This is a genomic window from Ralstonia flatus, from assembly GCF_958439105.1.
In the GTDB taxonomy this organism is placed as follows: Bacteria; Pseudomonadota; Gammaproteobacteria; order Burkholderiales; family Burkholderiaceae; genus Ralstonia; species Ralstonia flatus.
On record NZ_CAUDLI010000005.1, the window covers coordinates 349295 to 373035 of the forward strand.

Below are 23741 nucleotides of genomic sequence, written 5' to 3' on the forward strand. Positions count from 1 at the left end.
GGCGTGGCGGATCGTTTGCTCAAGATGATAACGATACGGCACGCACGTTAAGGCTGTTCGCGCAGGCTGCGGAGATAATGCGCAGACCTCCCGCCCACCCCACAAGACCGGACGCGCCATGCAGATCAAATGGCTGGAAGACTTCAAGGAACTGGCCAAGACGCGCAGCTTCAGCCGCGCCGCCGAGAACCGCAACGTCACGCACCCCGCATTCGGCCGGCGGATCAAGGCGCTGGAAGAATGGGTGGGCACCGCGCTGGTCGAGCGCAACGAGCACCCGGTCACGCTCACGGCGGCAGGGCGCCTGTTTCTGGATGCAGCGGCCAATGCCGTCGACGGCCTGAACGATGCGCGCTTGCTGCTGCGGGAGGCGCAATTGCCCGTGGCGCTCAAGATCGGCACGGGGCGCACGCTGGCGCGCACGTTTGTCCCCGGGTGGTATGAGACGCTGGCGCGCCAGCGCGGCGTCTTTCCGCTCAGCGTGACGACGGGCGGCACGCAGGAAGGCGTGCTGGCACTTGCCGATGGCACCGTCGATTTGCTGATCGCCTACGCCAGCCCGCAGGCCGATGCGTTGCTCGATCCGCGCAAGTACGACCATTGCCTCCTGGGCAGCGAGACGCTCGTGCCGGTGAGCGCCCCCGACAAGCGCGGCCGCCCGCGCTTCACGCTGCCGGGTTCAGCCGCCGCACCGCTGCCGTGGCTGGCCTTTGCGCGGGGGTTGACGTTGCGGCAGATGCTGGACAGCCATCTGGCCGCCGCCGATCGCAAGGCGCATCTGCAGCCGGTGTTCCAAGCCGATTTTTACGAAGCGGTGGAAGAGATGGCCTTGCGTGGATTCGGCATGGCGTGGCTGCCGTATCGGCTGGCCAGGCCGCACCTGAACGCGGGTGAACTGCGCCCCGCCGGCGACGACGCCTGGCACATCCACGTCAACATCCGCATGATGCGCGTGCGCAGCAACCAGAGCGCGCTGCTTGACGAGGTGTGGCAACGGGCCGTCGAAAACGCCAATGCCAACGTCCGCGCCGATCTCGCCTGACGCGCATCGCAAAAAGCCCAACCTTGTGCCGAAACGGCACAAGCCGCCGCGGCGCGGCACCTAGACTCCTCCGCAACCTTCGCCCGCCAGCGCCGTTCGGCAAAACAGGCGGATCGGCACAGACCACGGGGAGACAACCATGCCAGCCCACACCCTCAACGCGAGCGGCGCAGCAGCACGCGCCGCCGACACCCATCGACACCCCGCGCCCTGGCGTGCCGTTCTGGCTGCCAGCGTCGGCAACGCGCTCGAATACTACGATCTGCTGATCTACGGCTATTTCGCCATCACCATCGGCAAGCTGTTCTTCCCGACGGGCGATGCGTGGAGTTCGCTGATGCTCTCTGTCGGCACGTTTGGCGTGTCGTTCATCATGCGGCCGCTCGGCTCGATGGTGCTCGGCAGCTATGCCGACCGCGTGGGCCGCAAGGCCGCGCTGACGTGGTCGATCCTGCTGATGATGCTGGGCACGGCGATGATCGCGTTTGCGCCGACCTATGCGTCGATCGGTCTGTGGTCGCCGGCCATCGTGATCGTGGCGCGACTGCTGCAGGGCTTTTCGGCCGGCGGTGAATTCGGCTCGGCCACGGCGTTCATGATCGAGCACGCCAACGGCAAGCGCATGGGCTACAACGCAAGCTGGCAGGCCGCCACGCAGGGTCTCGCCACCTTGCTGGCGGCAGGCCTGAGCGCGTGGATCACCTACGCGCTGACCACCGCGCAGGTGGAGTCATGGGGTTGGCGCGTGGCGTTCCTGTTCGGTTTGCTGATCGGGCCGATCGGCGTCTATATCCGCCGCCATACGCCGGAAACGCCGGAGTTCGTCGCCATGCAGGCGGAAGCGCCGGCCGCGCTGCAAGCGCGCTCGCCGCTGCGCGACACGCTCACGCAGGGTTTGCCGGGGCTGCTGCTGGGCGCGGGCGTGGTCGTGGCCGTCACTGCATTCAACTATGTGCAGAAGGTCTACATGCCGACCTATGCCATCAATCAACTCCACATCGCGACCAGTGCATCGCTGGTCTGCACGATGATCACGGGCGCGATGCTGATGATCATGGCGCCGACGTTCGGCCTGCTGGCAGATCGTTTCGGCAGCATCCGCGTGGTGTCGATTGCGATGGTGGTGATTGCGCTGTCGACGTATCCGATGTTTGCCACGCTGGTCGCACAGCCGACGTTCTGGACGCTGCTGGTCATGCAGGCCATCGTTGGTGTATTGCTCGCAGCCATCCTGGCGCCGCTGCCTGCGTTGCTCGCCGACATTTTCCCGACGCGTACACGCGGCACGGGCCTGGCGCTGAGCTACAACCTGTCGGTAACAATCTTCGGCGGATTCTCGCCGCTGATCGTCACCTGGCTGATCGGTGTCACGCACATCAAGACGTCGCCAAGTTTTTATGTGTTTGCGACCACGCTGATCAGCTTGGCCTCGCTGTGGATGCTGCGCGGGCGCGCTCGTGCGGTTCGAACCTGAACAGACTTCTCGTCACACCGAAGGATTTCGCATGATGACCCTGGAGGCGCTGCGCGCCACGCTCCCGGTCTACCCGATCGAGTTGCACAAGCCTGATATCCGCCGTTGGAAAACCGGTACGCACGGTATTGATTACGTCCATACGTTCGACAGCGGAATGCCCGGCCCGCACGTCATGATCAACGCGCTCACGCATGGCAACGAGCTGTGCGGTGCGATTGCCGTGGATGCGCTGCTGGCTGCCGGCGTGCGTCCGGCACGTGGCAGGCTTACGCTGTCATTCGCCAACGTCGAGGCGTATGAGCGCTTCGATATCAACGACCCGGATGCCACGCGCTTCATCGACGAAGACCTGAATCGCGTGTGGTCTGCGGACAAGCTGGATGGCCCCGGCAACACGCTGGAACTGCGCCGCGCGCGCGAGTTGCGCCCGGTGATCGACACGGTCGATTACCTGCTCGATATCCACTCGATGCACGAGAAGGCCGAGCCGCTGATGCTGACCGGTCCGCATCCGAAAGGCGTCGCGTTGGGTCGGCAGGTCGGTGCGCCTTCGCATCTGATGATCGATGCCGGCCATGCTGCCGGCCGCCGCCTGCGCGACTACGGCGGCTTTGGCGATGCCGCCAGTCCCAAGAACGCGTTGCTGATCGAATGCGGTCAGCACTTCGAGCGCGTGAGCCGCGATGTGGCGCTGGATGCGTGCGCGCGCTTCCTGGTGGCGCTGGGTACCGTCGATGCGTCTGCGGTATCGGAATGGCTGGGCGTGGCGCCTGCGCTGGACGTGCGCTGCATTCGCGTGACCGATCCGGTGGTCGCCAACTCCACGGCGTTCCGCTTTGTGGACGACTATCGCGGCATGGAAACCATCGCGCGCGCCGGCACCGTCATCGCCACCGATGGTGAATCGAACATCGTCACGCCATACGACAACTGCGTGCTGCTGCAGCCGTCGCTGCGGCACCTGGCGCCCGGCGTGACCGTGGTCCGGCTCGGCAAACCGGAAGGCGGGGCTTAAGCGCCGAGCATGGCGCGCAACGTGCCGAGCACGACCTGGCGGCAGTTGCGCACCATCTTCTCTTCGGGGTCTCGATAGCCGGTCAGAAGCCACGCTGCACCGACGTTGGTCAAGGCGCCCACCAGCGCCAGGCCGATGATGCGGTGGTCGGCGCGCAGCTCTGCGTCGTCGTCATTGTGGACGCCGGGCAGTTGGGCATTCGCCATGATCTGCCTGCCAAACTCGAGCAGGTTGCGCTGGTAGGTCGCATCCGTTTCGGGGCTCACGCCCATCACTTCCAGCAGCAGTACGCGCGCCGCGCACGGGTCACGCAAGAACGCGAAAAACGCGTGCAGGCCAGCGTCGACACGTGCCTCGAGCGTGCCGCTGACAGCGGCGGTGGCCTCCGACACCTGCGTGCGCAGGTCTTCGGCATGTTGCTGGTAGGTCGCACGCAGCAGGGCTTCGGTGCTGTCGAACGCGGCGTAAAAGTACCGGTCATTGAGCTTCGCTTCCTGGCAGATCGCGCGCACGGTGGCCTTCCGAAAGCCCACCGTGCCGAACACGCGCGTGCCAGCGCGGATCAACGCATCGCGGCGCTCAGCTGCGCGTGCTTCCGGCGCCACACCGCCATACGGGCGGCCTTTTCTGGCGGGTGCGTCGGCTGTTTCAAGTGTTTTCTCCATTTCGCTATTTGACGTCAGGACGCTCGAAAATTAAAGTGGTGACGAATCACACCACATTTAAGGCGAAATTTGCCACGCCCGCAGCCGGGCCGCGAACAGGAGATCGCATGGACACGACGATGGAGCACAGCGCCAGCCGGGCCGCGCCCCGCAACCGGGCAGCCGCGCCGGATACCGACCTCGACGTGCTCATCGTCGGCGCGGGCCTTTCGGGTATTGGCGCGGCGTATCACCTGCGCGAGCGCTGCCCGTCGGCGCGTTTCACCATCCTTGAAGGGCGTGAAACCATCGGCGGCACGTGGGACTTGTTCCGCTATCCGGGCATCCGCTCGGACTCCGACATGTTCACGCTCGGCTACAGCTTCAGGCCGTGGCACAGCAACAAGGCCATCTCCGACGGTCAGACGATTCTCGATTACATCCGCGACACCGCGCGCGTGTTCGGCATCGACAAGTCGATCCGCTTCCGCCACAAGGTGACGGGCGCGAGCTGGGATTCCACCGCCGCGCGCTGGACCGTGCAGGCGCTGCGCAGCGATGGCACGCGCGAGGAACCGGTGCAGTTCACCTGCAAGTTCCTCTACATGTGCAGCGGCTACTACGACTACGAAGAGGGCCACGCGCCGACGTGGCCCGAGATGGATACGTTCCAGGGCCGCATCGTCCATCCGCAGCACTGGCCGAACGATCTGTCGTACGCGGGCAAGCGCGTGGTGGTGATCGGCAGCGGCGCCACGGCCGTCACGCTGGTGCCCGCGATGGCCGGCACCGCGCAGCACGTGACGATGCTGCAGCGCTCGCCCACGTACATCGTGTCACGGCCCGAGCAGGATGCCGTGGCCAACACGTTGCGCCGCTGGTTGCCGTCGGGCCTCGCTCACCGGCTGGTGCGTACGAAGAACGTGCTGCTGACGATGTACTTCTACAGCCTCGCGCGTCGCAAGCCCAAGGCATTCAAAGATTTCATCATCCGCATGGCCGGCAAGCAGATCGGCCCCGGCTTCGACGTGCGCAAACACCTGACCCCGCGCTACAACCCGTGGGACCAGCGCCTGTGTCTCGTGCCGGATGGCGATCTGTTCAAGACGATCCGCGCGGGCAAGGCCTCGATTGCGACGGACGAAATCGCACGCTTCACGCCGACCGGTCTGCAGCTCAAGAGCGGTGAACATCTCGACGCCGACGTGATCGTCACGGCCACGGGGCTCAAGCTGAAGGTGCTGGGCGGGGCGGCCATCACCGTCGACGGACGTGCCGTGAATCTGGCCGAGACGGTGTCGTACAAGGGCATGATGTACAGCGGCGTGCCGAACCTGGCGTCGTCGTTCGGCTATACGAATGCGTCGTGGACGTTGAAGGCCGAGTTGATCGCGCAGTACGTCTGCCGGCTGCTCAACCACATGCAGGCCAACGGTTTCGATACCTGCATGCCGCGTCTTGATGACGAAGCCATGAGCCGCGAGCCCGCCGTCGATCTGACGTCCGGCTACATCCAACGCGCGGCGGCCATCCTGCCCAAACAGGGTGACAAGCAGCCGTGGAAGTCGTATCAGAACTACGCACGCGATCTGATGATGCTGAAGTTCGGCACACTGGCCGACAGCGCCATGCAGTTCGAGCGTCGCGCTCAGCCGATCGGCGCGGCGCAGCCCGCCTAACCGCCTCCCGCTTTGGGGACACTATGACCAGCATCGTTCTTGGCGTCATCGCGCTTGCCATCCTGGCGCCTGTTGCGTTCACGTTTTTCATCGCTCGCCGCGTCACCAAGGGGTTTCCGCCCGAAGGCAAGTTCCTCGATGTCGGGGCAGATCGCGTGCATTACACCGATCGGGGCAAGGGGCCGGCCATCGTGTTCGTGCACGGCCTGTGCGGGAATCTGCGCAACTTTGCCTACCTGGATATGGATCGGCTGGCGCGCTCACACCGCGTGATCGTGATCGACCGACCCGGGGCAGGGCGATCCGTGCGCGGTGCGGATTCGCCGGCCAACATCTACGCGCAGGCACGGATGGTCGCGCAGTGCATCGAGAAGCTCGGGCTCGACAAGCCCGTGCTGGTGGGGCATTCGCTTGGCGGGGCGATTTCACTGGCGGTGGGGCTGAACCATCCGCAAGTCATTCGCCGGCTTGCGTTGATCGCGCCGCTCACGCATGCAGAGAGCGCGCCTCCGGGTGCGTTCGGAGGCCTGGTGTTGCCGTCGCCGCTGGTGCGCAGGCTGGTGTCATGGACGCTGGCGATTCCCCTGTCGATCATCAACTCCCGCAAGGCCATCGCTGCGGTGTTCGCGCCCGAGGCCATGCCGAAGGATTTCCCGTTCAAGGGCGGCGGTCTGCTGGGGCTGCGTCCGCACGTGTTCTATGCGGCGTCGTCGGATCTGGTCGCCGCCCCGGAAGATCTGCCCGACATGGAGCGCCGCTATGCCTCGATGACGGTGCCTGTCGACGTGTTGTACGGCCGCGGAGACCGCATCCTGAACGTCAAGCGCCAGGGCGAAGCGCTCAAGCAGAAGCTGGATCGTGTGAACCTGCGCATCATCGACGGCGGCCATATGCTGCCCGTGACGCAACCGGTGTTGACGACGGATTGGGTGTTGGCGGTGGCCGCCGAGGCGCCTGTGCAAGCCGAGGCGCTTGCGTAATGTGATGACCCTGGCGGCTGCCAGGGCTACAGCAGAAAAGCAAAAAGCCCTGCCGAAGCAGGGCTTTTTGGTATTTGGTGGCGAATCAGGGACTCGAACCCCGGACCTGCGGATTATGATTCCGTCGCTCTAACCGACTGAGCTAATTCGCCGAAGAAGCGGGATTCTACCGTCTTCGGCGAATATGTCAACCCCCTGCGTCAGTCGTTGCGATAAATATCCACATCCTTGGTCTCGCGCACGAACAGCACCCCGATCACGAAGGTGATGGCCGCGATCCAGATCGGGTACCACAGACCGTGATAGATATTGCCGTTCTGGGCCACCAGGGCGAACGAGATGGTCGGCAGCAGGCCCCCGAACCAGCCGTTGCCGATGTGATACGGCAGCGACATCGACGAGTACCGGATGCGCGTCGGGAACATCTCCACCAGCATTGCCGCGATCGGGCCGTAGACCATGGTCACGTAGATCACCAGGATCACCAGGATCACCAGCACCATGACCGTGTTCATCTGGGCGGGATCGGCCTTGGCGGGGTAGTTGGCCGCCTTGAGCGACTCGCTCACCTGCTTCTTGAAGTCGGCGATCTTCGTCTTGCTGTCGGCGTCGAAACTCTGACCGTCTGCCGTGCGCGTGGCGTTGAGCGAGCTGATCTGCTTACCCGCGATCGACACCGAGGCCACCGTGCCGGCCGGCCCTTCGACCGTCTCATAGCTGGCCGACGCTTGCGCCAGCGTACGCTTGGCGATGTCGCACGACGAGCGGAAGTCCACCTCGCGGGCGATCGGGCTGCCCTGGAACGAGCACTCCTTCGGATCGACCGTGATGGTGATCTGCGCGGTCTGCTGGGCACGCTCCAGCGCCGGGTTGGCGTAGTGCGTGAGCGCCTTGAACAGCGGGAAGTAGGTCAGCACCGCCAGCAGGCAGCCGGCCATGATGATCTTCTTGCGACCGATGCGGTCCGACAGCGAGCCGAAGAACACGAAGAACGGCGTGCCGATGGCGAGCGCCACGGCAATCAGCACGTTGGCCGTGAAGGCGTCGACCTTCAGCACCTGCGTGAGGAAGAACAGCGCGTAGAACTGGCCCGTGTACCAGACCACAGCCTGGCCGGCGGTCAGGCCGATCAGCGCCAGGATCACGATCTTCAGGTTGCGCCATTGGCCGAACGCTTCCGTCAGCGGAGCCTTGGAGGTCTTGCCCTCGGCCTTCATCTTCTGGAATGCCGGCGATTCGCTCATCGACAGGCGGATGTACACCGACGTGGCGAGCAGCAGGATCGAGACCAGGAACGGAATGCGCCAGCCCCAGTCGTCGAACGCCTTGCCGGTCAGCTCGCGCACGGCCAGGATGACGACCAGCGACAGGAACAGGCCCAGCGTGGCCGTCGTCTGGATCCACGACGTGTACGCGCCGCGGCGGCCGTGCGGGGCATGCTCGGCGACATACGTGGCAGCGCCGCCGTACTCACCGCCCAGCGCCAGGCCTTGCAGCATGCGCAGCGCGATCAGGATGATCGGCGCGGCAACGCCAATCGTGCCGTATGACGGAAGCAGGCCGACGATGAACGTCGACGTACCCATGATGACGATGGTGACCAGGAACGTGTACTTGCGCCCGATCATGTCGCCCAGACGGCCGAACACCAGCGCGCCGAACGGGCGCACCAGGAAGCCGGCGGCAAACGCCAGCAGCGCAAAGATGAAGCCCGCCGTGGGGTCCAGCCCCGAGAAGAACTGCTTGGCGATGATGGCCGCCAACGAGCCGTAGAGATAAAAGTCGTACCACTCGAACACCGTTCCCAGCGACGAGGCGAAGATGACCTTCTTCTCCTCCTTCGTCATGGGCGCGGGCTGCACACGCCCGACAGGCGTGTTCGGTGCACTTTGCACGGTTGCCATGTTGTCTCCTGTTCTTTTCGTAGGTCGTCCCGCTGGGCATGGACATGACAAGGCAACGCATCACCGCCCCTTTGCCCGCGGAATTGTGAGCGATTGTGGAAAGCGAAACTTACTGCGTTCTGACACAAACACCCGGCAAACGACCCAATTGCATCGGGGTATACGCTCAGATGTGCGCCTAGCGCGACAGCACGACTCGTATGCTTCGGCGCATCAAATGGAGGGTGGCGCGGGAGGCGGAGAGGCACCTTCGCGCGGCGCATCGGCATCCCGCGATGCAGCATCCGCGGCGCGATTCGTGCGCCATGCATAGACGACCGTAATCAGCACATAGACGATGGGCGCACCCTGCGCGCCGACCCAGTACGCGAAGGTCCAGTCCGAGTTGAAGACGTGCATCGACAGGTCGCGTGCAAAAAACGCGATCACGAACGTCACCACAAACCACACCGCGAGCAGCGCCGTGATCCAGCGCATGTTGGCAATCCACCGGCGGCGCGCCGGCGTTCCGGGCGTGATGCTCATGCGGTGGCCTCTTCGCCGGACGAGGCGCGGTGCAGCGTGATGCGAAAGCGCGCCCCCGCCAGCCGCGGCGACGCCTGATACACGTTGTCGAGCACCTCGATGTCGCCGCCGTGCTGCTGCACGATTTCGCGCACGATGGCCAGACCCAGCCCGCTGCCTTCGGCCTGCGTGCCGAGGATGCGGTAAAAGCGCTGCATCACGCGTTCGCGCTCGGCCACGGGGATGCCGGGGCCGGTGTCATCCACGTCGATGAAGACGAACGGCTCGAACGGCGCGGTGGTCACGCGCACGGTGACATGTCCGCCGTCCGGCGTGTAGCGGATCGCGTTGTCGAGCAAGTTGTTGAGCATCTCAGCGAGCATCGTCGCGTTGCCCGAAATCGTGACGGGCGGCCCCGGCTCTTCGAAGCCGAGGTCGATCTGCTTGGCCCACGCCTTGGGCAGCCAGTCGGCCACCACCTGGCGCGACAGCGCGCAGATATCCAGCGGCACCATACCGTCGGTGGTGCCCATGTTTTCCATGCGCGCGAGCGAAAGCAGCTGCTTGACGAGGTGCGCGGTGCGATCCGAACTGTCGGCGATGTGCGCGAGCGTGCGGCGCAGTTCGTCGGGCGACTGTTCGCGCTGTGCCAGCTCGGCCTGCATGCGCAGACCCGCCAGCGGCGTCTTCATCTGATGCGCGGCATCCGCAATGAAACGCTTCTGCGTATGCACCGATTGCTCCAGCCGCCCGAGCAAATCATTAAACGACGCCACCAGCGGCGTCAGTTCCTGCGGCGCGGCGCCTTCGTCGATGGGGCTGGTGTCGCCCGGGTTGCGCGCGCGAATGCGTTCCTGAATCGCGTTGAGCGGCGCTAGCCCGCGCGTCAGTCCAAACCACACCAGGATCACCGCCAACGGCAGGATCACGAACTGCGGCAGGATCACGCCCTTGATGATTTCGTTGGCCAGTTGCGCGCGCTTGTCGAGCGTCTCCGCCACCTGCACCAGCGCGGGCTTGTCGCCGGAGCCCGGCCGCTGCACGAAGGTATACGCGACCCGAATCTCTGTGCCGTGGATGTGGTCGTCGCGCAGCTGCACGAGGCCGCCCGCGTTGGCGTCTTCTTCGGGCGGCAGCGGGAGGTCGCGGTCCCCGGAGACAAACTCGCCGTTGGTGCCGAGCACCTGGTAATAGATGTTGTCGGTTTCGTCCGCACGCAAAATCTCACGCGCCGAGATCGGCAACTGCAGCGTCACGCGTCCGTTGACTTCGCGCAGTTGCTGGCTGAGCACGATCGCGCTCGATTCCAGCGCGCGATCGTATGGCGCATTCGCAATCGACTTGGCCACCAGGTACGTCACCGCAATGCTCATCGGCCACAGCAACAGCAGCGGCGCGAGCATCCAGTCGAGAATTTCGCCGAAGAGGGATCGGGCGACGGGCCGCGTGGCGTCGTCTTCGAGGTGGGGGAGGGTGTCGGTGAGGCTGCCGCCGCCATCGCCTCCGTCATCGCGGTCGTCTGCCCCTGGCGCCGTGCCGGCACGTTCGCGCAGCGATGCGCGATGCCGACGCCACGGCCAGGCCAGCCGATCACCCATGGGCAGCGGCTGCGGTGGTGGTCGCTGGCGTGGCCATGCGTTCCAGGCAATAGCCCAGCCCGCGCACGGTCGCGATACGGATGCCTTCCACTTCGATCTTTTTGCGCAGCCGGTGGATGTAGACCTCGATGGCGTTGTTGCTCACTTCCTCGCCCCAGCCGCAGAGGTGGTCGACCAGCTGCTCTTTCGACACCAGGCGGCCGACGCGCGCCAGCAGAATCTCCAGCAGCCCGATCTCGCGCGCCGAGAGTTCCACCACTTGGTCATGGATATAGGCAATGCGCCCGACCTGGTCGAATGCCAGCGGCCCGTGGCGCACGAGTGTGGCGCCGCCGCCCGTGCCGCGTCGCACCAGCGCACGCACGCGTGCTTCCAGCTCGGACAGCGCGAACGGTTTGGCCATGTAATCGTCGGCGCCCAGGTCTAGGCCCTTGACGCGTTCTTCCACGCTGTCCGCGGCGGTCAGGATCAGCACCGGCAGCATGGCCCCCCGCGAACGCAGGCGCTTGAGGACCTCCAGCCCCGACATACGGGGCAGGCCCACGTCGAGAATCAGCAGGTCATAGGTCTGGGCCGTCTGCGCGGACAGCGCCGCGTCGGCAGTCGCCCCGTCGGAGGCTTGGTCGACGGCATAGCCCGCCTGGCGCAGCGAGCGTGTAAGCCCGTCAGCCAGCGTGGCGTCGTCTTCGGCAATCAGGATGCGCATGCGTGTCTCCCCGCGATGCCGGGCAAGATGTCTTGCCCATCCCGCCCGCTACATTGTTTTCGCGCGACAACTGATCTGGAGACTTGTCAAAACCACTGGTTTTTTATACAGTACTCCGAATTCGCGGTGCTGTAGTCTTGGCGGCGCTAAAGTCATGGAATGGGTCGCGTCGGGGCAATCAGCCAGCGGCCCGTTGTTGCAGGCAACCGCTGGAATCGCAAGCCCTTGCGGCCCATTTATACACCAATTTGCACGAAGGACGACCATGGAAGACGGTAAGAAGGCAGCCGCGATGAGCGCAGAAAAGCAGAAGGCGCTGGCTGCCGCGCTCGCGCAGATCGAAAAGCAGTTCGGCAAGGGCTCCATCATGAAGATGGGCGACGCCGAGGTCGAGCCGGTCCAGGTCGTGTCGACGGGTTCGCTCGGGTTGGACGTGGCGCTGGGCGTTGGCGGTCTGCCGCGCGGCCGCGTCATTGAAATCTACGGTCCGGAATCGTCGGGTAAGACCACGCTGACACTGCAAGTGGTTGCCGAGATGCAGAAGCTGGGCGGCACTTGTGCCTTCATCGACGCAGAACATGCGCTCGACGTCACTTACGCCGACAAGATTGGCGTCAGCGTGCCGGACCTGCTGATCTCCCAGCCGGATACGGGTGAACAGGCTCTGGAAATTGCCGACGCGCTGGTGCGCTCGGGCTCGGTCGACCTGATCGTCATCGATTCGGTGGCCGCGCTGGTGCCGAAGGCTGAAATTGAAGGCGAAATGGGCGACGCGCTGCCCGGCCTGCAGGCACGTCTGATGAGCCAGGCGTTGCGCAAGCTGACCGGCACCATCAAGAAGACCAATTGCATGGTCATCTTCATCAACCAGATCCGCATGAAGATCGGTGTGATGTTCGGCTCGCCGGAAACGACCACGGGTGGTAACGCACTGAAGTTCTACGCTTCGGTGCGTCTGGACATCCGCCGTATCGGCTCGATCAAGAAGGGCGACGACGTCGTTGGCAACGAAACCAAGGTCAAGGTCGTCAAGAACAAGGTGGCGCCGCCGTTCCGCGAAGCCATTTTCGACATCCTTTATGGCCAGGGTGTGTCGCGCGAAGGCGAAATCATCGACCTCGGTGTGGAAGCCAAGATCGTTGAAAAGTCTGGCGCCTGGTACAGCTACGGTGGCGAGCGCATCGGCCAAGGCCGTGACAACTGCCGTGAATACCTGCGCGAGAACCCGGACCTCGCCCGTGACATCGAGAACAAGGTCCGCGAAGCACTGGGCGTGACGCCGATGGGCGCCGTCGCAGTGGCCGAGGAAATCGGAGAAGAGTAATTGGGTTGGCCGTCGGCGCAGATCGACGGCTCTATCGAGCTTCATACGCCTGCCGTCCCCCAACGGCGGGCGTTTTCTTTTTGAGCCTGAAATCGTATGCCGTTGCCGCGCCCACCGTTATCGCTGAAGGCTCGTGCGCTGGGCTATCTGTCTCGGCGCGAGCACAGTCGCGTCGAATTGCGCCGTAAGTTGGTGCCGCACGCCGAGTCCGTCGAAGAGGTCGACGCGCTGCTGGATTGGCTGGAAGGCGAGAATTGGCTCTCCAACACGCGCTTTGCCGAGAGCATGGTGCACCGCCGCGCTGGCCGTTACGGTACGGCTCGTCTGATGCAGGAGCTGAAAACCCATCAACTCGGCGAAGAAACCCTGGGCGAGGTCAAGGCGCTACTGCAAAGTACGGAGGCGGCGCGAGCCAAAGCCTTGTGGGAAAAGCGCTTCGGCCGCCCGCCGGCGGACCTGGCCGAACGCGCCAAGCAGGTGCGCTACATGATGGCCCGCGGTTTCTCTCGTTCCGTCGTATCGCGCATCATCGCCGGGGCTGATGAACTGTTGGAAGATGGCGACGAGTCGGTCTGAATGCCGTCGATCTCCCAACAATTCGCTCGGACAATCCGGCTGCGCACGAATCGCGTTGGTTGCACCTCACGCGGTTGTTGCAACCGCTTTCACACTGCATTGCAGCAGGCGACCGGCTTGGTCGTGACGACGTGTTAAAATACCGGTCTTTGATACCGCCCCTACCTTATTTTCGGTTGCAGGGCGGTATGTTCGTGTGTGGCGGCTGATGCGCTGTCGCATACGTCCCGTAGGCGATGCGCGCGATCCGCGTGTGCCGCCTCCATCGGTCCTATCGGTCTGTCTGGTCCATGCCTCTGTCTGCCCCCGTCCCGCGCGTCATGCGCCACCGCCGTGCCATCACGGTGGAGGCCTATTTGCGGGAAGACGGCCTGTGGGACATTGAAGCGCACCTGACCGACACCAAGCCTCGCGATATCCCCCTGGCCAGCGGCGGCGTGCGTCCCGAAGGCCAGCCGCTGCATGACCTGTGGCTGCGCGTGACCATCGATACCCGCATGAACGTCGTGGATGCCGAAGCGTGTTCCGACTGGGTGCCGTACCCCACACATTGCGACACGATTGGCCCGGCCTACCGCAAACTCATCGGCCTGAACCTGATGAAGGGATTTCGAAAGGCCTCGCGTGAGAGACTCGGCGGCGTGGCGGGTTGTACGCATCTGACTGAGCTGTGTGGCGTGCTGCCGACCGCCGCCATCCAGGCCTTCGCCGGCGATGTCTTTCCGGTGCGCGATAACTCCGACGACCTGCGTCCGATCGAGCCCGGCGAGAAGCCGCCGTATCAACTCCATGGCTGCCATGCCCTGCATCTCGAGGGCGAGGTGGTCCGCAAGCATTACCCGCGCTGGTTTGCATACCAGCCCGAAGCCAAGATCCAACCGCCACCCACCGAACTCACGCCTGAGCCCTCGTCCTGAAGGGCACCGCGCCGTTCGCGTTTTCAATACTCATCACACTCACTCTGCCTAGCAAAGGAAACACGCATGAATATCCATGAGTACCAAGGCAAGGAAATCCTGCGCAAATACAATGTGCCGGTTCCGCGCGGCATTCCGGCCTTCTCGGTCGACGAGGCCATCAAGGCTGCTGAAACCCTGGGCGGCCCGGTGTGGGTCGTGAAGGCGCAGATTCATGCGGGTGGCCGTGGCAAGGGCGGCGGCGTGAAGGTTGCCAAGAGCATGGAGCAGGTCAAGGAATACGCCAGCAGCATCCTGGGCATGACGCTGGTGACGCACCAGACCGGTCCGGAAGGCAAGAAGGTCAACCGCCTGCTGATCGAAGAAGGCGCGGACATCAAGAAGGAACTGTACGTGTCGCTGGTGGTGGACCGTGTGTCGCAGCAAGTGGCGCTGATGGCCTCGAGCGAAGGCGGCATGGACATCGAAGAAGTCGCCGAATCGCACCCGGAAAAGATCCACACGCTGCTGATCGATCCGCAAGCCGGTCTGCAAGACGCGCAGGCTGACGACATCGCCCGCAAGATCGGCGTGCCGGATGCTTCGATCGCGCAAGCTCGCCAAGCCCTGCAAGGCCTGTACAAGGCGTTCTGGGAAACCGACGCTTCGCAAGCTGAAATCAACCCGCTGATCCTGACCGGCGACGGCAAGGTCATCGCACTGGACGCCAAGTTCAACTTCGACTCGAACGCGCTGTTCCGTCACCCGGAAATCGTCGCCTACCGCGATCTGGATGAAGAAGACGCCAACGAAATCGAAGCCTCGAAATTCGACCTGGCCTACATCTCGCTCGACGGCAACATCGGCTGCCTGGTGAACGGCGCCGGTCTGGCCATGGCCACGATGGACACCATCAAGCTGTTCGGCGGCGAGCCGGCCAACTTCCTCGACGTGGGCGGCGGTGCCACCACCGAGAAGGTGACCGAAGCCTTCAAGCTGATGCTGAAGAACCCGAACGTGCAGGCCATTCTGGTCAACATCTTCGGCGGCATCATGCGTTGCGACGTGATCGCCGAAGGCGTGATCGCTGCGTCGAAGGCTGTGTCGCTGTCGGTGCCGCTGGTCGTGCGCATGAAGGGTACCAACGAAGACCTCGGCAAGAAGATGCTGGCCGAGTCGGGCCTGCCCATCATCGCCGCAGACACGATGGCAGAGGCCGCCGAGAAGGTCGTGGCCGCAGCCGCCGGCAAGTAAGCCGCCCGCTGACCCAACCATACGCGAACGCGGGCGGCGCCTCGAAGTACGCAACCGTACGACGGCGCGGCTCGCTGCATAAAAGGATTACAGCATGTCGATTCTGATCAACAAAGACACCAAGGTCATCACTCAGGGGATCACCGGCAAGACCGGCCAGTTCCACACCCGCGGCTGCCGCGACTACGCCAACGGCAAGAACTGCTTCGTCGCCGGCGTGAACCCGAAGAAGGCCGGCGAAGACTTCGAAGGCATTCCCATCTACGCAACCGTCAAGGACGCCAAGGCACAAACCGGCGCAACCGTGTCGGTGATCTACGTGCCGCCCGCAGGCGCCGCCGATGCCATCTGGGAAGCTGTCGAAGCCGAGCTGGACCTCGTGGTCTGCATCACCGAAGGCATCCCCGTGCGCGACATGATGATGGTCAAGGACAAGATGCGTAAGGCCGGCAGCAAGACGCTGCTGCTGGGCCCGAACTGCCCGGGCCTGATCACGCCGGACGAAATCAAGATCGGCATCATGCCGGGTCACATCCACCGCAAGGGCCGCATCGGCGTGGTGTCGCGCTCGGGCACGCTCACGTACGAAGCTGTGGGTCAACTGACCGCGCTGGGCCTGGGCCAATCGTCGGCAGTCGGTATCGGCGGCGACCCGATCAACGGTCTGAAGCACATCGACGTGATGAAGATGTTCAACGACGATCCGGAAACGGACGCCGTGGTCATGATCGGTGAGATCGGCGGTCCGGACGAAGCCAACGCGGCTTACTGGATCAAGGACAACATGAAGAAGCCGGTGGTGGGCTTCATCGCTGGCGTGACCGCGCCTCCGGGCAAGCGCATGGGCCACGCCGGCGCGCTGATCTCGGGCGGTGCCGACACCGCGCAAGCCAAGCTCGACATCATGGAAGAGTGCGGGATCAAGACCACCAAGAACCCGTCGGAAATGGCACGTCTGCTCAAGGCGATGCTGTAATCGACAAGGTTCGAGGTTGTGCGAGAACGGGGGCTTCGGCTCCCGTTTTTGTTTGATCGCGATGCAGCATGCGATCCAGGTATGACATGTGTATAAGCACACAAGACGCTGCAAACCGATTTCCCGCCAACCCGCAAGGACATCTTCGAGAACACTATGGCGCTCACCTCAAGCGCATTCTGGTTCGCTCTTGGCTCCATCATCCTGACCAACATCGTGCTGTCGGGCGACAACGCGGTGGTCATCGCGCTGGCCGCGCGCAACCTGCCCAAGCGTCAGCAGAAGCAGGCCATTTTCTGGGGCAGCGCCGGGGCCATTGTGCTGCGCGTGGTGTTGACCGTGCTGGCCGTCAAGCTGCTTGCGTTGCCATACCTGAAAACGATTGGCGCGGTGCTGCTGGTCTATATCGGCGTGAAGCTGCTGACGGAAGCCGACGAGGAGGCCGCCGATCGCCATCAGCGTGCCGGCCTATGGGCGGCCATCCAAACCATCCTCATCGCCGACTTTGTGATGTCGCTCGATAACGTCGTCGCCGTGGCCGCCGCGGCCGAGAAGGGACCGCCGGGCACGACGTTTCTGCTGCTGGCGCTGGGGCTTGGGTTGTCGGTACCGCTGATCGTATTCGGCAGCACGTTGCTGGTGGGCATCATGGCGCGCTTTCCCGTCATCATCACACTCGGGGCGGCGCTGCTTGGCTATCTGGCGGGCGACATGCTCGTCACCGATCCGATCGATGCGGCGTGGTTTGAGCGCTCGGTGCCGTATCCGGACGTGGTGGTGGGGTGCGTAGGGGCGCTGCTCGTCGTGGGCGTAGGCCGGTGGCTCAGCCGGCGAACGTTGCGCCAGGCCTAATCCGAACGGATCCCCTCGAAAGTAGGTGATGACGGGTTCTGTCCGGAATTCTGTCAAGAACGGTCAGATTTGCGCCGCAAATTTCGACAAAGCGCGCCAGTTTTTTCCCCGAAATATGGTGTGTGCCTTGGCATAGTCCGTGCACGGTGGCCTCCCAACAACAAAATGCCTTTTGGGGAGAGGTCATGGGCTTCAAGCACAGCAAGGGAACAAGGCGGCGGGCGGGCGGTTTTACGCTGATCGAGCTGATGATCGTGGTGGCGATTGTTGGGATTCTGGCGGCGTTGGCGATTCCGGCGTATCAGGACTATACGATTCGGTCGCGGGTGACGGAGGGGTTGGTGATGGCCGCCCAGGCTAAGGCATTGGTGGTGGAGAACGTTGCCAACGCGCAGAGTAGTCTATCAACGGGTTCCGCCTCGATTCCTGCCAGTAAGAACGTAAGTAGCTTGAGCATCAACGGAGGCACTGGTGAAATCACCATCACGTACGCCTCCGCGGTGAGTGGAGCAAACACATATACGCTGGTGTTGACCCCCTACTCAGGCGGTGGATCATCGCCGTTTGCAAACTTGCAGGCCAACATGCCGCCGCCGAACGTTGTCGAATGGGTTTGTTCCGCGGCGGGGAAGCAGTCGCCAGCAGCTACCGTGACAATATCGGCTGCCACCTTGCCGGCCCAGTACGCGCCCTCAGAGTGTCGTTGAATGGGGGCTGCTCGTCGAATCAAAGCGCCCTGAGGGGCGCTTTTCCCTTTTATTGAGAGCGAAAGCCATTTGTGGCTTTGGCGCGCATATTTTGACCAAACGCGTCATATGGTGTCAAAAACTGTCAAGGGCGAGGTTGCTATGACAGCGGATCGCGTCAGTTTTCTTGGCGAAAGGATGGAAATTTGGCTGGCACGGTCCCTGCTCTATGAACCTCGCATCATCCTTAACCAAAATTTTTCCGGGGGAAAATCCATGAAGTCGATGCGTCGTCTGAACAAGCGTGTCCAAAAGGGTTTCACGCTGATCGAACTGATGATCGTGGTCGCGATTATCGGTATTCTCGCTGCTATCGCTATTCCGGCGTATCAGGATTACACGATCCGCGCTCGCGTGACGGAAGGTCTGTCACTGGCTGCGGCAGCTAAGATCACGGTTGCTGACAACGCGGCAAACGCCACCGGCAATTTGTCGACCGGCTATACTGCGCCGTCCAATCTGAAGAACGTGAGTACCATCTCGATTGCTTCGAGTACTGGCGCAATCACGATTGCGTACAATTCGAATGTGGCACCCGCCACCGCAAACACCGTTATCCTGACCCCGTTGGATGGTACGAGCGCTGTCAGCGCAACCACGCCGCCGGCCAATCCGATCAAGTGGGTGTGTCTGACCGCGCAGTCGACGGCCGTTACGAATGCTACGGCTGGTACCCTGCAAAGCAAGTACGCTCCGGCTGAATGCCGTTAAGCGAGTATTTGTAAGTAGTGTGAGAGCGCCTTCGGGCGCTCTTTTTATTTCTCCGGTTACCGCTTTCGTTTCCAAATGCCCCGGTCAAAATTTTTACTACTGCTCGTGTGGTTCGCCGCCGCAGGGTGTTGGGTCATCCCTTTTCTTGTTGCTCGCCACACGTATCCAATCCCCACGTTCTACAGTGAGTTTGTGGCCGCGTGTTGCTGGATCTTGCTCGCTTTGAACACCCTGGGGTTCAGTTGGAAAAGCAAAGAAGGGCTGCCACGTATCGCTCTGGCTCCCATTGCGCTGAGTTTGGTGCTTTTGGTGCAACTGGTGGTTGCGACACCGCTCAATCCCTTTTTCTCATTTGTCGCATGTGTCTTCCTACTCGCGGCAGCCGTAGCTTGCGGTTTGGGCGCGCGTTGCAGGGCGGTCCCAGGCGTATTGGAAGCCATCGCAGGGGGCCTGATCCTTGGGGGCCTGGCGACATTCGCGATCGAGTTGATTCACCTGTTTCGTGTCTCCGGGCTTCCTGAAGCCATTTTTGGCATGGCGCCCGAGGGAGCCGCGCGTCGGATGTGGGGCAATCTGAATCAACCAAATCACGTAGCTTCCTACCTGTCATGCAGCATTGCCGCATGCCTCTTCTTTCAGCATGGCGCGCGATCACTTGGTCGGCGTAGTTTTCTGAGCGTTCTGATTTTTATCTTTTTGTTCGGAATGGCTCTCACGGTGTCTCGTATGGCCTGGCTGCACGTCATTGCCATCGGGGCGTTTGCTGGTTGGTACAGGGCATCTTCAAAGTTTGGGCATCGTCGCTGGCTTAGTCTTGTTTTGCCAGCGGTGACATTGGCAATCGCCTATCAGCTATGCAATTGGCTGATGGACTATGGCAACGTCATTTTTCAATGGGGGCTGCCGACCTCGTTGGGCGAGCGTATGCAGCAAGGCGCTGGTTTACGCCCACTCCTGTGGAACCACGCATGGCACATGTTCCTCTCTCATCCGTGGCTTGGTGCAGGGTGGGGTGACTACGCGTGGAACCAGTACGTTCAGACTGACCTGCTCGGCCATGTCGAGATGTCATTGAACGCGCACAACATCGTGCTGGACCTGCTGGCCAAAGTCGGCGTGGCTGGGCTATTGGCGGTCGTGCTGCCAGCTGTGGGGTTGATCCGACTTGTATGGAAATCCAAGATGGCGCCTGGGCCCGCTTTTCTGTGGTCCCTGGTTGCGGTATTGGGTATCCACGCGATGCTTGAATACCCACTGCATTACCTCTATTTCTTGTTGCCGTTTTCTTTTGTGCTGGGCTATCTCGACACCCGAGCGATGCGCTTCCCTTCCCCGAGCATGGCGTGGGTTTTGAGCGGTGTGGTCGTAGTGTGCGCTAGCGCGTTGCTTCCACGTATGTGGGCCGACTATAGCTCTGTGGAGCGACTTTACTACGCACCCCAAGGCTTAAGCAAGGAACTGCCGATTTATCAGCAGAGCGGTCAGATGCTCTTGGTTCCGTATGCTACTTTGGCCATTGCCATCAATTCGGTAATTACACCAGAAATGGCACCTGTAATGGCCGCCCTGGAGCGCCAGGCGACGCAGTTCTATCCTGGTGCCGGTACCTCGCAGCGGTATGCCTTAGCGTTGGCAATGCAAGGGAAAACCGCAGAGGCCGTGGTACAGGTACGTCGGTTCCACAATCAATACTGGATCGACTATGCGTCGCAGTCATCGGTGCTTACTCAAGCGTGCTCTCGAAATGTTGATCATCTAAAGGCATTTTGTACTCAACTCAGAGCAGAGGGTTTACTTGTCGGTGCCAATTGATATCTGCTGCAATGGCCGAATGAATCAGATGCCTCACTGAGGTGTCTTTTTGGCGTGTGCAATAAAATAGACGAATTTTGTGAAAATGAGTTATAGCTCAAGGCAATAGGCAATTGATTCGCTACTCTCTTTCCACCTCATTGATTTCAATGAGGTGTTATTTGCTTCCGGAGGAGAGAAATGCAGTTACATTGCCAGCTCAACGTGCGACACCAGAGCGGTTTTACTTTGATCGAGTTGATGATCGTCGTCACGATTGTCGGTATTCTGGCCGCGATCGCTGTGCCGGCCTATCAAGACTACGTCACACGCGCGCGCGTCAGCGAGGGATTGGCCCTAGCCGCCTCGGCCAAGACCACTGTGGCAGAGAACGCCAGCGCAGGTGTGCCGTTCGACCAAGGTTTCGCTTCCGATACAAAAGCCACTCGCTACGTCCAGGCCAAGGGCATCGTGATCAGTCAAAAGACTGGCGAAATTCAGATCAAATACACGGATTCGGTGGCGAAAGACGGTGAAAACGTCTTGGTACTTAAGCCGACAACCCATGACGAGGCTATGAGCGGATCAAGCGCGAGCAGCGTTCGGCCCATAGGTCCGATTCGCTGGGATTGCTATGCAAAGGACGCCACTGTCAGAGCCGGGACGGCGGACCTTGAGACGAAGCCGTCGCTGGCGGCAAACGTTGCTCCTGCAGAATGCCGCTAATTTAATCGCGAAATCATGAGAGCGCCGTCGGCGCTCTCTGTTCTTTCTAATCCGCCACCCAATCCCCCGACTTCCCCCCATGCTTTTCCAATAGCCGCACATCCCCAATCACCATCCCGCGATCCACAGCCTTACACATGTCGTAGATCGTCAGCAGTCCCACCTGCACCGCAGTCAGCGCCTCCATCTCAACGCCAGTCTGCCCGCGCGTCTCAGCCCGAACCGTACAGCGGACAGTGCTTGCGGCCTCATCCAAGGCAAACTCGACCCCCACCTTCGTCAACGCCAACGGATGACACAACGGAATCAAATCCGACGTCCGCTTTGAGCCTTGAATCGCAGCAACGCGCGCAATCCCCAGCACATCGCCTTTCTTGGCATTGCCATCGCGCACCAGCGCAAACGTCTCGGGCAGCATGCGGATCGTGCCGGTGGCCACGGCCACGCGGTGCGTGACGGCCTTGTCGCCGACGTCGACCATATGGGCTTGTCCGGCGGAATCGAAGTGGGTGAGTTGCGACATGAGTGACAGCGCGTTTTGCGGGGCAGGGTACGAAGCGTTTTATGATAGCAAGCACCCGGCTTGCGGCGATGTTGCCGCGCTGATTCCGCTCTCCGTGCTTTCCGTATGACGCTTTCCCTTTTTCGGCCGCGCGTCCGCAAGCTGACGGCCGCTGTGTTGTTGTCGACGTGGCTGGCGCCCCTGCCGTTGCCTGTGCTGGCGCAGGCGTCCGCGCCGGCGGCTTCGATCAACGCTGGGCTGGGTTCTGCCGGGGCAGCCGATCAGGTGCAGAGCAACCTGAATCGCAGCGTACAGATCGGCCGGCAGTCTCCGTATTTGCCGAAGGAGCCGAGCGTCATTGACGCGCCGACGTACGAGTTGCCGGATATGGGCGATCCGTCGACGGCGTCGCTGTCGCCCGAGATGGAGCGGCGCCTGGGCGACCGCGTGATGCGCCAGATCCGCCGCGATCCGGATTTCGTACCCGATCCGCTTATCACCGACTACCTCAACACCATCGGCTACAAGCTGATCGAAGCGGCGCGCCGTCAGCATGTGGCGGGCAGCACGTCGGCGTCGAGCTTCGAGTTGTTTGCGGTGCGGGATCCGGGCATCAACGCGTTTGCGTTGCCGGGCGGTTACATCGGCGTGAACACGGGTACGTTGGTCGCGACCGAGAGTGAATCGGAGCTGGCCTCGGTGCTCGGCCACGAAATCGGTCACGTGCTGCAGCGGCATATTGCGCGCGGTATCGATAAATCGGGCGAGTCGATGTGGATTGCGCTGGCGTCGATCCTGCTGGCCGGTCTGGCGGCCACCAAGAGCGGTGACGCCGCGCAGGCCCTGGCGATGGGCGGGCAGGCGGCGGCGGTGTCGAACCAGCTCGCGTTCTCGCGCGGCGCGGAGCGCGAGGCCGATCGCGTCGGTTTCACGCTGCTCACGGGCGCGGGCTACAACCCGGACGGCATGCCGGACTTCTTCCGTCGCCTGCAGCGCGTCACGAACATTGCCGATACGGGCGTGATTCCCGGCTATGCGCGCACCCACCCGCTGACCGGCGAGCGCATCGCCGACATGGAGGACCGCGCGCGTGGCTTGCCGCATCCGCGCCAACCGCGTCGCCCGGAATTTGGTTTTGCGAAGGTGCGTGCGCGCGTGCTGCAGGAAACGTCGACGAGCGGCTATATCGACGTGCGCAACGCGATGCGCTCGCAGCTGTCGTCAGCGCCGGATGCGCCGGTCGAGAAGCGCGCAGCCTTGTGGTACGGCGTGGCAGTTGCCAATCAGATGGCGGGGCGGCTGGATGACGCTGAACAAGCGCTGCAGGAAGCGCGACGTCTGTACGGCAACATTCCCGGCATCACGTCGGGCAGCGTCGAGCTGGATGTCACCGCCATCGAACTGGCACGCGCGCGTAACCGTGCGCCCGAGGCGCTGACGTTGGCACGCGCGGCGCTGGCTGCGTATCCGCTGTCGCGCGCGGTGGGCATCACCTATGCGCAAACGCTGCTCTCGGCCGGCCGGACCGATGACGCGATTCCCTATCTGAAAGACAAGACCCGCGAAGACACTGCCCAGCCGATCTGGTGGGACATGCTCGCCCGGGCTTACGCCGACAAGGGCAAGCGCGTTGAGCAGCATCGCGCGCTGGCGGAGAAATACGCGCGGGATGGGGCGTGGGGATCGGCTGTGGAGCAACTGAAGCTCGCCCGCGATGCGGGGGATGCGGATTTCTACACGCTATCCGAAGTCGATGCGCGCTTGCACCAGATGGAGCGGCAATACCGGGAAGAGAAGGCGGAAGACAAGGCGCTGCCGAAGTAGAGCCGGTGGGCCTA

The 23741-nt window shown here is 62.7% G+C and carries 22 protein-coding genes and 1 tRNA gene; 16 read left to right on the top strand and 7 right to left on the bottom strand.

Going from position 1 to position 23741, the window contains the following annotated elements:
* The first annotated feature begins 118 nt into the window (after nt 1–118).
* The 3 genes from R2676_RS14450 to R2676_RS14460 all read left to right on the top strand — a co-directional run bounded on the left by R2676_RS14450 (nt 119) and on the right by R2676_RS14460 (nt 3534).
* The gene (locus R2676_RS14450) at nt 119–1042 is read left to right on the top strand and encodes a LysR family transcriptional regulator (RefSeq protein WP_316857238.1); all 924 of its coding nucleotides are present in this window, start codon (nt 119–121) and stop codon (nt 1040–1042) included.
* A 139-nt stretch (nt 1043–1181) separates the two neighbouring features.
* Nucleotides 1182–2516 (top strand): MFS transporter, encoded by a 1335-nt coding sequence (locus R2676_RS14455; protein WP_206272772.1) that lies wholly within the window; start codon nt 1182–1184, stop codon nt 2514–2516.
* 31 nt (nt 2517–2547) lie between these two features.
* Nucleotides 2548–3534, top strand: coding sequence for a M14 family metallopeptidase (locus tag R2676_RS14460; protein ID WP_206272770.1), 987 nt, complete (start codon nt 2548–2550; stop codon nt 3532–3534).
* Here R2676_RS14460 and R2676_RS14465 read toward each other — a convergent pair.
* A complete protein-coding gene (locus R2676_RS14465) occupies nt 3531–4199 on the bottom strand; it encodes a TetR/AcrR family transcriptional regulator (RefSeq protein ID WP_206272768.1) in 669 nt (222 codons plus the stop codon). The two genes, R2676_RS14460 and R2676_RS14465, sit on opposite strands and share 4 nt — an antisense overlap.
* 107 nt (nt 4200–4306) lie before the next feature.
* On the opposite strand from R2676_RS14465, the gene R2676_RS14470 reads away from it, so the two are divergent.
* The gene (locus R2676_RS14470; protein ID WP_206272767.1) at nt 4307–5857 is read left to right on the top strand and encodes a flavin-containing monooxygenase; all 1551 of its coding nucleotides are present in this window, start codon (nt 4307–4309) and stop codon (nt 5855–5857) included.
* 23 nt (nt 5858–5880) lie between these two features.
* Complete coding sequence (locus tag R2676_RS14475) at nt 5881–6837, top strand: alpha/beta fold hydrolase (RefSeq protein WP_206272765.1); 957 nt, start codon at nt 5881–5883, stop codon at nt 6835–6837.
* Nucleotides 6838–6912: 75 nt separating this feature from the next.
* Here R2676_RS14475 and R2676_RS14480 read toward each other — a convergent pair.
* From R2676_RS14480 to R2676_RS14500, 5 genes are all read right to left on the bottom strand, one after another.
* Nucleotides 6913–6989: transfer RNA gene (locus R2676_RS14480), tRNA-Met, on the bottom strand.
* 48 nt (nt 6990–7037) lie between these two features.
* Nucleotides 7038–8741 carry an MFS transporter gene (locus R2676_RS14485; protein WP_206272764.1) on the bottom strand — a complete coding sequence of 568 codons (1704 nt, stop codon included), beginning with the start codon at nt 8739–8741 and terminating at the stop codon, nt 7038–7040.
* A 213-nt stretch (nt 8742–8954) separates the two neighbouring features.
* On the bottom strand, nt 8955–9266 hold the full coding sequence (locus R2676_RS14490) for a DUF4212 domain-containing protein (protein WP_206272762.1): 312 nt from the start codon (nt 9264–9266) through the stop codon (nt 8955–8957).
* Nucleotides 9263–10843: a sensor histidine kinase gene (locus R2676_RS14495; RefSeq protein WP_206272760.1), complete on the bottom strand. Its 1581-nt coding sequence runs from the start codon at nt 10841–10843 to the stop codon at nt 9263–9265. The genes R2676_RS14490 and R2676_RS14495 overlap by 4 nt, the downstream gene beginning before the upstream one ends.
* Nucleotides 10836–11549 (bottom strand): response regulator, encoded by a 714-nt coding sequence (locus tag R2676_RS14500; RefSeq protein ID WP_206272758.1) that lies wholly within the window; start codon nt 11547–11549, stop codon nt 10836–10838. The genes R2676_RS14495 and R2676_RS14500 overlap by 8 nt, the downstream gene beginning before the upstream one ends.
* A 265-nt stretch (nt 11550–11814) precedes the next feature.
* Here R2676_RS14500 and recA point away from each other — a divergent pair, with 265 nt between their 5' ends.
* The 10 genes from recA (at nt 11815) to R2676_RS14550 (ending at nt 21401) form a co-directional block, all read left to right on the top strand.
* Entirely contained in the window at nt 11815–12873 is a 1059-nt protein-coding gene (recA, locus tag R2676_RS14505) for a recombinase RecA (protein WP_027678137.1), read from the top strand.
* Nucleotides 12874–12969: 96 nt separating this feature from the next.
* Complete coding sequence (gene recX / locus R2676_RS14510; protein ID WP_206272757.1) at nt 12970–13449, top strand: recombination regulator RecX; 480 nt, start codon at nt 12970–12972, stop codon at nt 13447–13449.
* 290 nt (nt 13450–13739) lie between these two features.
* Nucleotides 13740–14366 (top strand): DUF2889 domain-containing protein, encoded by a 627-nt coding sequence (locus R2676_RS14515; protein WP_206272755.1) that lies wholly within the window; start codon nt 13740–13742, stop codon nt 14364–14366.
* 66 nt (nt 14367–14432) lie between these two features.
* A complete protein-coding gene (sucC, locus tag R2676_RS14520; RefSeq protein ID WP_027678134.1) occupies nt 14433–15599 on the top strand; it encodes an ADP-forming succinate--CoA ligase subunit beta in 1167 nt (388 codons plus the stop codon).
* Between the two features lie 94 nt (nt 15600–15693).
* On the top strand, nt 15694–16575 hold the full coding sequence (gene sucD, locus R2676_RS14525; RefSeq protein ID WP_009239052.1) for a succinate--CoA ligase subunit alpha: 882 nt from the start codon (nt 15694–15696) through the stop codon (nt 16573–16575).
* A gap of 156 nt (nt 16576–16731) precedes the next feature.
* A complete protein-coding gene (locus R2676_RS14530) occupies nt 16732–17427 on the top strand; it encodes a TerC family protein (protein WP_206272753.1) in 696 nt (231 codons plus the stop codon).
* A gap of 185 nt (nt 17428–17612) precedes the next feature.
* Complete coding sequence (locus tag R2676_RS14535) at nt 17613–18134, top strand: pilin (protein WP_206272751.1); 522 nt, start codon at nt 17613–17615, stop codon at nt 18132–18134.
* A 255-nt stretch (nt 18135–18389) separates the two neighbouring features.
* The gene (locus tag R2676_RS14540) at nt 18390–18884 is read left to right on the top strand and encodes a pilin (RefSeq protein ID WP_206272928.1); all 495 of its coding nucleotides are present in this window, start codon (nt 18390–18392) and stop codon (nt 18882–18884) included.
* A gap of 75 nt (nt 18885–18959) precedes the next feature.
* Nucleotides 18960–20696: a PglL family O-oligosaccharyltransferase gene (locus R2676_RS14545; protein ID WP_206272749.1), complete on the top strand. Its 1737-nt coding sequence runs from the start codon at nt 18960–18962 to the stop codon at nt 20694–20696.
* A 180-nt stretch (nt 20697–20876) separates the two neighbouring features.
* Nucleotides 20877–21401 (top strand): pilin, encoded by a 525-nt coding sequence (locus tag R2676_RS14550; protein WP_206272747.1) that lies wholly within the window; start codon nt 20877–20879, stop codon nt 21399–21401.
* A gap of 46 nt (nt 21402–21447) precedes the next feature.
* On the opposite strand, the gene moaC is transcribed toward R2676_RS14550, so the two are convergent.
* A complete protein-coding gene (gene moaC / locus R2676_RS14555) occupies nt 21448–21924 on the bottom strand; it encodes a cyclic pyranopterin monophosphate synthase MoaC (RefSeq protein WP_206272745.1) in 477 nt (158 codons plus the stop codon).
* A gap of 105 nt (nt 21925–22029) precedes the next feature.
* Between moaC and R2676_RS14560 the strand changes: the two genes are divergently transcribed.
* Nucleotides 22030–23727 (top strand): beta-barrel assembly-enhancing protease, encoded by a 1698-nt coding sequence (locus tag R2676_RS14560; RefSeq protein WP_206272743.1) that lies wholly within the window; start codon nt 22030–22032, stop codon nt 23725–23727.
* The last annotated feature ends 14 nt before the right edge of the window (nt 23728–23741 follow it).